The organism is Bacteroides cellulosilyticus DSM 14838, from assembly GCF_000158035.1.
GTDB lineage: Bacteria > Bacteroidota > Bacteroidia > Bacteroidales > Bacteroidaceae > Bacteroides > Bacteroides cellulosilyticus.
Genome location: NZ_EQ973495.1, coordinates 594,221 through 605,501, shown reverse-complemented (window position 1 = coordinate 605,501; position 11,281 = coordinate 594,221). Strand labels below are relative to the sequence as shown.

The window sequence follows — 11,281 nt, the reverse complement described above, 5'->3', positions numbered from 1 at the left end:
TGTCTGGTGGTGTTGCTGTTCTTTACGTAGGTGCTGCTTCTGAAGTTGAAATGAAGGAGAAAAAAGATCGTGTAGACGATGCTTTACGTGCAACACGTGCTGCTATTGAAGAAGGTATTGTACCAGGTGGTGGTGTAGCTTACATCCGTGCACTCGATGCATTGGAAGGTTTCAAAGGTGATAACATCGATGAGACTACAGGTGTTGACATTATCAAGCGTGCTATTGAAGAGCCGTTGCGCCAGATCGTAGCCAATGCAGGTAAAGAAGGTGCTGTAGTTGTACAGAAAGTACGCGAAGGTAAAGGTGACTTCGGTTACAATGCCCGTACTGATGTATATGAAAATCTGCATGCTGCCGGTGTCGTTGATCCTGCAAAAGTAGCTCGCGTAGCTTTGGAAAACGCTGCCTCTATTGCAGGTATGTTCCTGACTACTGAATGTGTAATTGTTGAGAAGAAGGAAGACAAACCTGAAATGCCAATGGGTGCTCCCGGCATGGGCGGTATGGGTGGCATGATGTAATACCCGTTTTTCCCTGAATTTATAATTATAATAAATGACCACAGCATCTCTCTGAAGGGGCTGTGGTCTTTTTTTCTCTTTTTTGGCCTGTTTCTTCTTATATTACCTGTATATTATTACGAAACTGTTACAATTTTGATTAAAAAGAATATCTTTTGTTCGTTTTTTATGTTTTATAAATAAAAAGTGATACCTTTAGGCTGATAATAGGATAACCTAAACAAATCACCAATCAATTATTTAACCTTTTTAATGACGAAAAGAGATGAACAAAAGCGACATCGGCCTGAACGCAGGCAAAATTTGGAGGTTGCTTAGCAATTATGCCAAGTGGGACTATGGGACTTTGAAGAGAAAGTCCGGGCTGAAGGACAAAGAACTGGGAGCGGCCCTGGGATGGTTAGCTTGTGAAGACAAGATCGTATTGCACCAGGAGGACGGAGAGCTCTACATTTTTTTGGGCGTGAATGTTTATATCGGGTAAGAACGAAAAAACCGATTGAAAACCTAAACGAAAGCGTGGATTGTAAAATCCACGCTTCTTTTTTTCTACTAACGAATTATTTCGTTCCTTTGCATATTTTTTAGAGCTAAAGGATTATTTATACGCTATAACTATTTATCGATAAAATCAATATAATTATGAGAAGTTTTGCTTCAGACAACAATTCCGGTGTACATCCATTGGTGATGGAGGCGCTGAACCGGGCAAACCAAAATCACGCAGTTGGCTATGGTGACGATCCTTGGACTAAGGAAGCCGTTCGCAAAATTAAAGAGACATTTTCGCCTGATTGTGAGCCACTGTTTGTCTTCAATGGAACAGGAAGTAATGCGGTAGCTTTGCAGTTGGCTACCCGCCCTTATAATTTAATTCTTTGTGCGGAGACTGCACATATTTACGTAGATGAATGTGGGGCACCTGCCCGTATGACGGGATGCCAGATACGTCCTATTGTAACGCCGGATGGTAAACTGACGCCGGAGTTGATACGTCCTTATCTGAAGAACTTCGGGGAACAGCATCATTCTCAACCGGGTGCTGTTTATATTTCTCAATGTTCGGAATTAGGTACTGTCTATACTCCGGAAGAATTGAAAGCGCTGACTACCTTGGCGCATGAATATGGTATGTATGTGCACATGGATGGGGCACGTTTAGCGAATGCTTGTGTTGCGTTGAATCTCAGCTTCAAGGAACTGACAGTGGATTGTGGCATTGATATTCTTAGTTTCGGTGGAACGAAGAATGGATTGATGTTAGGTGAAAGTGTAATAATCTTCAATTCGGACCTGAAAAAGGAAGCGCTCTATGTACGGAAACAGTCGGCTCAGTTAGCTTCTAAATTGCGTTACCTTTCTTGTCAGTTTACAGCGTATCTTACGGATGATTTGTGGAAAAAGAATGCTGCACATGCCAATGCGATGGCACGTAAACTATATGAAGGGTTGCAAACATTGCCGGATGTACAATTCACACAAAAGATGGAGAGTAATCAGTTGTTCCTGACTATGCCTCGTCCGGTTATTGATAGATTGATGAAGTCTTACTTCTTTTATTTCTGGAATGAAGCTGAAAATGAAATTCGTTTTGTGACCTCTTTTGATACGACAGAAGAAGATATTCAGTCTTTGTTGCAGGCAGTGAAGGATAGTTTCTGATTCTTCGTTATCACGCATTTATTTAAATCTGACAATAGAAAAAGCTCCGGACCTTCGCAGGTATGGAGCTTTGGTTTGCAACTTTTTCCCTTGGGGGTGGGAAAAAGTCTACTGAAAACAAACCGATTGAATATTACCTTAAATACCTTTGCATGATAACCTTTAACTAACCTTTTTATAATAACTATGGGTATGAATTATATTCCTGTTGCTTCAAGGACGGGTACGAAAGTATAACCTTTCCGTTTCAGCGTTTTAATCATTTTGTCCAGATAACCATTGTAGAACTTATCTGTACGGCGGTCGTCGGTACCGAAGTGTATCAACATCAGGTGCCCGTTTAATCCTTCTTTTTTCTCTACCTCCATGATTTTGTCATAAATGAACTTACTGCTACGGTATTTGGCACCCATGTCCGGAGTGGTATAGTCCGCATTGCTCATCGTGCCGGGTGTATAGTTGATAAGTTGTATACCCATATTCTTTGCCCATGCGGCAATTTCTTTATTATAATATTCGTAAGGCGGAATATATACCGGAGCATCTTTGTATTCGATACCTGCTTTGCGCATAACTTCGTAACTCTTCAGCATATCCAGCTCAAATTGCTCGCGTGTCACCAATAATGAATCACGGTTTTCCCATGGCATATACAACAAGTGTCCATAGCTGTGGCTACCTACCAGATGGCCTTCTGCACGCAGTCGTTTTACTACATCGGGATAAAGCTCATAAAATTCGCCGGTGAAGAAGAAACCGCCTTTGATGCCATGTTTCTTCAGTGTGCTGATAATAGCATCAGCACCGTCTGCTTTATCGGCGGCAGTAAAGACAAGCGTTATTTGTTTCTTTGATGGATCAGTGCGGATGATACCGTCATTTACATATACATTCTTATCACTCTGAATGTCCGCCTGCTTCATACCTTCTTTCTGCATGGCGGAGAGATAATAAGTGAGACAAGCTGTTCCGTCCATGGTCGGTTCGTTCGTGGAGTAGTCATGAATGGCATCATGATATACCATCAGGTCAGGCTGGAAACGTTCATAATCCTGTCCGGGAGTACCGGGAATACCTGTCATGTTTACTCCGCGGAGGCTTTCGAAAATAGTGCGGTATACAGGGCCGTCTACGAGACCGCCTGTAGTATTTCCTACACCTGCGTTGAGTAATGAAGAGTGCGGTTGAGAAGGGTAATCTCCATATAGAGGGAGTTCTACAATCATGCTGGTTCCCCAGGGATTGCAACCGAACAACCAGTCAAGCATGCCGGCTTCCATTTCTTTATAAGTTTCGTCACCTGTTGCTTCACGATACAGACGGCATTGTGTCAGCATGGCAGTTGTCAGGTTATTGGAACACCAGGTGTAAGGAATGCCGTGCATGAAAGGACTTTCAACGGCTTTCTCGTAGGTGCGTGCTATGCCGGCATGCATATTTCGGATAAATTCTTTGCTAAGGCGGTCGTTATGTACTTTTGCCAGATGATAATGTCCCATATTCATGAATGGATACCATTGGTAATGGCGGGCACTGTCAGCACCCATCCATGGAGTAACAGGTTCGCGACGTCCGTATTCAACGGCTTGCTCCAGGTATTTAAAATCTCCGGTACTTTTGAAAAGTTCCATAGCGCCCAGTTCCATATCGTCTACCCAATTATCTTCTTCATAAATATAAGGAGACTTGACGGAGGCTGTCTGACAAGCACCCGGTTTCTTTACACCTTCCTGATAAGCTGCATCCGCTTTTGCACCAATCTCCGCTGCAAATTCCGGATAGAAGTCTTTTAATAGGCGGGCACCAAGAGCGAAACAGGAAGCAAACTTACCTGCTGTGCTTGCCACGCCTGTGGTAGCATTCATAAATTGACCGCGTACCTGAGGTTCGCCACTACAGAAATAAACGGGGCGTCCTTTACCCGGACCGTAACCATAATCTACCTCATCTTTATTGGGCAGGCGCATACCGGCATGGTCGCGGTCGTCGGCAATCTGATTATATAGTTCACCGGGAGCAGGGTTCATACGATTCAGCCAGTCCAGTCCCCATTTGATTTCGTCCACAATGTCGGGAATGCCGTTAGCGCCGGGGAGCCCGGCAGCATCATAGAAATCACCGAATGAGTTTGGATTTTCCTGATAGGCAAACATCATCTGATAAATGGCATTGGCGGAAGTTGTGGTATATTGCAAATAATCAGTTGCATCGTGCCAACCGCCTCGAACATCAATGCGTTGTCCTGTTTTGGTGGGATGGTACAGGATGTAGCCGTCGTGCACATGGCAACTGTCTTTCAAAAAGGGATTATAGCCGCAACGTTGCTGACGCATGTAGTTCAGCAAGAAGTCAGCAGTCCCATTGTACACATGATTATTGATGGGAAAACGAGGTGAGACCGCTTTTCCCGCTTTCAGATAATAAGTTCCTGGCTGGTTAAAATCACTGAAGTCCAGACGATAGGTACTCTTCATGAGTCCCATTTTTCCGGTTGCTTTGGTAGAATTGAAAGTTCGGACGGTTTGTCCCGTGAAGGCGTCTATCAGTGCATACTCTTGTATGTCAGCTGGTTCTTCACTCATAAATACTGCCACTTTTACAGATTGCGGCAAGTAGCCAAGTTGGTTAATACGTATCCATGAATCCGCTTTTACTTGCAGAACGATGAAAGTGAGTGCTACCGTAAGTAGCCAATGGTTACTTTTCATAATAAGTCAATATATTAAGGTTGGGGGAAAATTGTTTTCTGTGACTGCATTACTCACATACAAATAAAGCGTTTTCTATTTATTTTAGGAAGTTTTAGTATGAATAATTAATTGATGTTATGTGTCGTTTACATTATTTTGAAAATTGAGTAGCATGGGTAAAAGCTATTACTACTGGTTAATATGTTGATTATCTTTATATTATTGTTTTTAATACTTCTTTTTAATTTTCGTTTACGTATTTTAGTATTCAAAACTCCTGATTGGTGCGTTATTTGTGATAGGGTATATAAGAATAACAAAATTAATAGACTATGGCTTATATAGATTATTATCAAGTCCTTGGGGTGGACAAGACGGCAAGTCAGAATGATATAAAAAAGGCGTTCCGTAAGTTGGCACGTAAATATCATCCTGATCTGAATCCGAACGATTCTTCTGCCAAGGATAAATTTCAGGCGATTAATGAAGCAAACGAAGTGCTAAGTGACCCTGAGAAACGTAAAAAGTACGATGAGTACGGTGAACATTGGAAGCATGCCGATGAATTTGAAGCGCAGAAGCGTGCCCGTCAGGAAGCAGGCGCAGGTGGCTTTGGTGGTTTTGGTAGCGGTTCGGGTGCAGGCTATGGTACGGATGGTAACGGATCTTATTGGTATTCGTCCGATGGACAGGAATTTTCCGGGCATGGTGGTGGCTTCTCCGATTTCTTTGAATCTATGTTCGGAAACCGGGGACGTGGTAGTTCTAATGCAGGTTTTCGTGGTCAGGATTACCATGCAGATTTGAATCTGTCACTTCGTGATGCAGCCCAGACTCATAAACAAGTGTTGACTGTAAACGGGAAGAATGTACGTATTACCATTCCTGCCGGCGTGGCAAACGGGCAAGTCATTAAATTGAAAGGTTACGGTGGCGAAGGTGTGAATGGTGGACCTGCCGGAGACTTGTACATAACGTTTGTGATTGCGGATGATCCGGTATTCAAACGTTTGGGAGATGACTTGTATGTAGATGTTCCCATTGATCTTTATACCGCTATCCTGGGTGGAGACCAGCTGGTAGATACTTTGGATGGAAAGGTAAAGCTGAAAGTGAAACCCGAGACACAGAACGGTACGAAAGCCCGTCTGAAAGGCAAGGGATTCCCTGTATATAAGAAAGAAGGACAGTTCGGTGACCTCATTGTGACTTATTCCGTGAAACTGCCGACGAACTTAACGGAAGCACAGAAAGAGTTGTTCCGTAAACTTCAAAGTATGAACTAAAAGGAGGTATCACTATGCAGAATGAATTAATCATAGTCAGCGAATATTGTCGCAAGTGCCACATTGAACCGTCGTTTATCGACTTATTACAGGAAGGTGGCTTGATAGAAGTAATGACTGAAGGTGGAGAACGTTATCTGACGTTTACTCAATTACCGGACGTAGAACGTTACAGCCGCATGTATTATGACTTGTCCATCAATATTGAAGGGATTGATGCTATCCATCATCTGTTACAGCGTATGGAGGAGATGCAGAATGAACTTCATGAGCTGCGCAGTCAGTTGAGGTTGTTCCGGTAAAGGTGCTATTTATGACAAAGAAGGCTGTCCCATTCGTTTGAGACAGCCTTCTTTGAATATAGTTAATCGGTTAATTACTTACGGTAGTTATCCAGTTCTTCAGCTTTGAACTTGCGGATGAAATTGAAGTGCTTTTCTACTTCAGCTTCAGCGTAGTTCAGATAGACAACAGCTGACTTTGCAAACAGTTCAGGTGCTTTTGTTGCATCCTGAATGAGAAGATGAGACATCACACATACAGCAGCCATTTCGTAAAGACGGCGAGCTACGAAGTCCAGCAGCTCTTGGTTTGCAGCTTCTTTCGTTGCGTTGGTGACAGCTTCAAACTTATTCGTCATCTCTTTCAGGCGATCCATCAACGGTTGCATTTCTTCGCTGCAAGGAATTGTTTCGTAATCGCGGAGAGTAGCAGCGTATGAACCGTTTGTTACATAACGGATGGCGGCTACAGTCTGCAACTGAGTCGTACCTTCGTAGATGCTGGTGATACGGGCGTCGCGGTAGATACGTTGACAAGCATATTCCAACATGAAACCGGAACCGCCGTGAATCTGGATACAATCATAGGCATTCTGGTTTGCATATTCGGAGTTCATACCTTTGGCCAGCGGAGTAAAGGCATCAGCAAGTTTGGAATACTTCTTTTGTTCCTGACGTTCTTCCGGAGTCAGTTTACGTTCGCGAGAGATATCATCCAAAGCTTTGTAAATGTCCACATAGCGAGATGTTTGGTACAACAAAGCACGACCTGCATCCAACTTAGCTTTCATGATAGCCAGCATGTCATATACAGCCGGAAATTCAATAATAGCTTTACTGAATTGCTTACGGTCTTTTGCGTATGCCAGACCTTCATTATAGGCGGCTTGTGACAAACCTACGGATTGTGCGGCGATACCCAAACGGGCACCGTTCATCAGCGCCATTACGTATTTAATCAAACCGAGTTTACGATCACCACAAAGTTCAGCCTTTGCATTCTTGTAAACAAGCTCACAAGTAGGAGAACCGTGAATACCTAACTTATTCTCGATACGGCGTACATCTACACCACCTTCGCGCTTGTCATAGATGAACATGGAAAGTCCACGGCCATCTCTGGTTCCTTCTTCCGAGCGAGCCAGTACGAGGTGTAAATCAGCGTCACCGTTTGTGATGAAACGTTTCACACCATTCAGGCGCCAGCAGTTTTCTTTCTCATCAAATGTAGCTTTCAGCATTACACTCTGTAAATCGGAACCGGCATCGGGTTCTGTCAAGTCCATAGACATGGTTTCTCCAGCGCAGATACGCGGAATGAAACGGCTGTGTTGATCTTCGTTGCCGAATTCATACAGTGTTTCGATACAGTCCTGCAAAGACCAGATATTACCAAAACCGGCATCGGCAGCAGCCACGATTTCAGCGCACATGGTATACGGAGTGATCGGGAAGTTCAATCCACCGAAGCGGCGGGGCATAGTCATACCGTTCAGGCCGGCTTTCACCATAGCATCGAGGTTTTGTCTCGTACCGCTGGCATATTCTACGCGACCATTGGCACAGTGAGGACCTTCTTCGTCCACGCCTTCGGCGTTCGGGTTGATAATCTCTCCGGTGATTTCTCCGGTGATTTCGAGCACCTTATCATAAGAGTCCATTGCATCCGTATAGTCTTGCGGAGCGTAGTCAAATTTGTCTTTATCTTGGTATCCGCGCTCTTTCAGCTCACAGATACGTTCCATCATCGGGTTGTTCAGTTGGAACTTCAATTCAGGAACTTCGGTATAAAAATTAGCCATAGCTTACTTACTGTTCTGTTTGTAGTACTTAATCATTTTCGGAATCACTTCTTCTACCGTACCGTTGATTACATAATCAGCGATGGTATTGATAGGAGCATTTTCATCATTATTGATAGAGATGATAATGCCACTTTCCTGCATACCGGCGATGTGTTGGATTTGTCCAGAGATACCGCAGGCGATATAGAGTTTCGGACGTACCGTAATACCAGTCTGGCCGATCTGACGATCATGGTCGCAGAAGCCTGCATCAACAGCTGCGCGGCTGCCGCCTACTTCAGCGTGAAGTTCTTTAGCCAGTTCGAACAGCATGTCGAAGCTTTCACGGCTACCCATACCATAACCACCGGCTACAACGATAGGAGCACCTTTCAGGTTGTGTTTCGCTTTCTCTACATGGCGGTCGATTACTTTCACTACATAGTCTGTAGTCGGTACGTATTTGGCAACGTCATGGTTGATAACTTCGCCCTGATACTTATCGTTAAGAATTTCTTTCTTCATTACGCCTTCGCGAACGGTTGCCATTTGCGGGCGATGTTCGGGGTTGACGATGGTTGCCACGATATTACCACCGAATGCGGGACGGATCTGATATAACAGGTTTTCATATACCACACCTGCTTTTTTATCTTCGTGTTCACCGATTTCCAGTGAAGTACAGTCGGCAGTGAGGCCGCTGGTCAGTGCAGAAGAAACGCGCGGACCGAGGTCACGACCGATAACTGTGGCGCCCATCAGACAGATCTGCGGTTTTTCTTCCTTGAACAGATTGATAAGTACGGAAGAGTGGGGCAGTGAAGTATAAGGGAACAAGCCCGGAGCGTCGAAGACGTGAAGACGGTCAACGCCGAAGGGCAATACTTGTTTTTCGATGCCTGCAAGGTTAGTACCGGCAACAACGGCTTCCAGTTGGCAGCCCAGTTGGTTAGCTAACTTGCGTCCTTTGGTAAGGAGTTCGAGACTTACTTCGGCAACTACGGTGCCTTCAAGCTCACAATATACAAATACGTTATTCATATTTCTTTTAAGTTTTTGAGGTGACGAGTTGACAAGTTGACGAGGACATGCCTTGTTACCTTGTCTCTTGTCGCCTTGTTAACTACCCAATGGTGTGGTTAGCGAGTAGTTCAACAATAAGATCTTCTACATCCTGGTCGCTTCCGGTCAGTGTACGGCTCTCTTTGGCTTGGAAAGAGATGTTCTGAATGGTTTTTACTTTAGTGGGCGAACCGCTGAGACCGCATTGTGCCAGGTCACCGTTCACGTCTGCCACACTCCATTCGGTGATGTTCAGATAAGGGTACTTCTCGTAGAGGTCGGCATAAGGCAGGGTAGCACCTTCTTTGGTGATAGCTGCTTTTTCCTGTGCACCGAGAGCACGTTTGTACTTCTGTACCAACTTAGCGTTGCGTGGGCGGCAGAGAGCTGCACTTCCGTTCACAGTGATAACGATGGGCAGAGGGCCTTCTACTGTTTCCACACCGCCGTCAATGTGACGTTTCACGACAACACGTCCGGTAGTTTTCTCCACATTCAGAATTTCTTCGGCATAAGTGATCTGTGTCAGACCGAGCTTTTCAGCAACTTGCGGACCCACTTGAGCCGTGTCACCGTCGATAGCCTGACGTCCGCCGATGATGATGTCATACTCGCCTATCTTCCTGATGGCAGTAGCAAGAGCGTACGAAGTGGCAAGGGTATCTGCACCTGCAAAAGCACGGTCGGTCAACAGATAGCCGTTGTCGGCACCGCGGAACATTCCTTCACGAATAACTTCGGCTGCGCGTCCCGGTCCCATTGTCAGGATGGTTACGGTAGAGCCCGGATGTGCATCTTTCAGTCGGAGGGCTTGCTCAAGAGCGTTCAAGTCTTCGGGGTTGAAGATGGCGGGGAGTGCCGCACGGTTAATGGTTCCGTCGGCTTTCATGGCATCTTTCCCAACATTACGTGTGTCGGGAACTTGTTTAGCCAATACTACGATTTTCAAACTCATGTTATTAATTATTAGTATTAGTATTTCTTTGGAGCGTCAGTGCCGGGAATAGGAGTAGGAGGTACATAGTGTCCAGCTACTGAAATTATCCGGTTAACTAATTATCAGCGTGCAAAATTAGTCAAACTGTTCGTTCTGACAAGAAATGCGGGCAAAAAATGCACATACAGAACGGTTTTGAGCAAAATAGGGCAGAAGAACTACATCGTTTTTGATTGTGTTTATCGTTAAAAATCACTTGTTGGTTGAATCTATTTTCTTTGTTTCACTCCTGCGGTTACATTTGTCGCAGAAACGAAGCAGGTATGATAACAGAAGAAATATTGAAGGATATAGTGGAAATGCTGGATATATTCGGTCCTGTCACGCTGGAAGAAATGAGTGGTATCCGATTGATGAACAGGACGGATACGAAATATCTGCTGCCCTTGGAAACGCTGGCTGTGCTTTTGCATTATGCTGCCGCCGATTATCGTGTACAGGAAGTGGCGGGAGAACGGAACATTGTCTATCATACTGTTTATCTGGATACTGTAGACAAAGCAATGTATCGGGCACATCAAAACGGACGGGCGGTACGTGAGAAAATCAGGGTACGTACCTATGTTGCTTCCCAATTAACTTTTCTTGAAGTCAAAAATAAGAATAATAAAGGTCGCACGGACAAGCGGCGTATACGCATCACTGCTCTTGATGAACTGTCTGCTGAAGGTGTGGATGACTTCTTGTCTTTGTATGCCTGGTACAAGCTGCCGCAATTGTCTCCACAGTTGGAGAATCGTTTTCAGCGCATTACTCTTGTCAACCGGGCAATGACGGAACGGCTTACTATTGATACGGATATTTGCTTCCGAAATCTGGTGAACGGGAATTATGCTGCCTTGCCACGTCTTGCTGTGGTGGAGTTAAAGCGAGACGGGCGTACATCATCGCCCATCCGCGATATATTAAGTCGCTTGCATGTACATCCTGCAGGTTTTAGTAAATATTGCATGGGTTGTGTACTGACGGATGAAAACTTGAAACAGAATCGTTTC

Annotated in this window: 10 protein-coding genes; 6 read left to right on the top strand and 4 right to left on the bottom strand. The window is 44.7% G+C overall.

Translation table 11 applies throughout. From position 1 onward, the window contains the following. From BACCELL_RS24550 to BACCELL_RS24540, 3 genes are all read left to right on the top strand, one after another. On the top strand, positions 1 to 524 hold a 524-nt coding region (locus tag BACCELL_RS24550), incomplete at its 5' end, for a TCP-1/cpn60 chaperonin family protein (protein WP_007214863.1). Between the two features lie 265 nt (positions 525 to 789). After that, complete coding sequence (locus BACCELL_RS24545; RefSeq protein WP_007214862.1) at positions 790 to 1,008, top strand: winged helix-turn-helix domain-containing protein; 219 nt, start codon at positions 790 to 792, stop codon at positions 1,006 to 1,008. A 158-nt stretch (positions 1,009 to 1,166) separates the two neighbouring features. Then, positions 1,167 to 2,186: a threonine aldolase family protein gene (locus BACCELL_RS24540; RefSeq protein WP_007214861.1), complete on the top strand. Its 1,020-nt coding sequence runs from the start codon at positions 1,167 to 1,169 to the stop codon at positions 2,184 to 2,186. A 197-nt stretch (positions 2,187 to 2,383) separates the two neighbouring features. Here BACCELL_RS24540 and BACCELL_RS24535 read toward each other — a convergent pair whose 3' ends face one another. Beyond that, complete coding sequence (locus BACCELL_RS24535; RefSeq protein WP_007214860.1) at positions 2,384 to 4,894, bottom strand: bifunctional glycoside hydrolase family 9 protein/polysaccharide deacetylase; 2,511 nt, start codon at positions 4,892 to 4,894, stop codon at positions 2,384 to 2,386. A 314-nt stretch (positions 4,895 to 5,208) separates the two neighbouring features. Between BACCELL_RS24535 and BACCELL_RS24530 the strand changes: the two genes are divergently transcribed. Then, the gene (locus BACCELL_RS24530) at positions 5,209 to 6,162 is read left to right on the top strand and encodes a DnaJ C-terminal domain-containing protein (protein WP_007214859.1); all 954 of its coding nucleotides are present in this window, start codon (positions 5,209 to 5,211) and stop codon (positions 6,160 to 6,162) included. Between the two features lie 14 nt (positions 6,163 to 6,176). Further along, a complete protein-coding gene (locus tag BACCELL_RS24525) occupies positions 6,177 to 6,464 on the top strand; it encodes a chaperone modulator CbpM (protein WP_007214858.1) in 288 nt (95 codons plus the stop codon). Positions 6,465 to 6,538: 74 nt separating this feature from the next. On the opposite strand, the gene BACCELL_RS24520 is transcribed toward BACCELL_RS24525, so the two are convergent. From BACCELL_RS24520 to BACCELL_RS24510, 3 genes are all read right to left on the bottom strand, one after another. Continuing rightward, positions 6,539 to 8,245, bottom strand: coding sequence for an acyl-CoA dehydrogenase family protein (locus BACCELL_RS24520; protein ID WP_007214857.1), 1,707 nt, complete (start codon positions 8,243 to 8,245; stop codon positions 6,539 to 6,541). A 3-nt stretch (positions 8,246 to 8,248) separates the two neighbouring features. Then, positions 8,249 to 9,268 carry an electron transfer flavoprotein subunit alpha/FixB family protein gene (locus BACCELL_RS24515; RefSeq protein WP_007214856.1) on the bottom strand — a complete coding sequence of 340 codons (1,020 nt, stop codon included), beginning with the start codon at positions 9,266 to 9,268 and terminating at the stop codon, positions 8,249 to 8,251. 82 nt (positions 9,269 to 9,350) lie between these two features. Further along, positions 9,351 to 10,244, bottom strand: coding sequence for an electron transfer flavoprotein subunit beta/FixA family protein (locus BACCELL_RS24510; protein WP_007214855.1), 894 nt, complete (start codon positions 10,242 to 10,244; stop codon positions 9,351 to 9,353). A gap of 305 nt (positions 10,245 to 10,549) precedes the next feature. Here BACCELL_RS24510 and BACCELL_RS24505 point away from each other — a divergent pair. Further along, on the top strand, positions 10,550 to 11,281 hold a 732-nt coding region (locus tag BACCELL_RS24505), incomplete at its 3' end, for a polyphosphate polymerase domain-containing protein (RefSeq protein ID WP_007214854.1).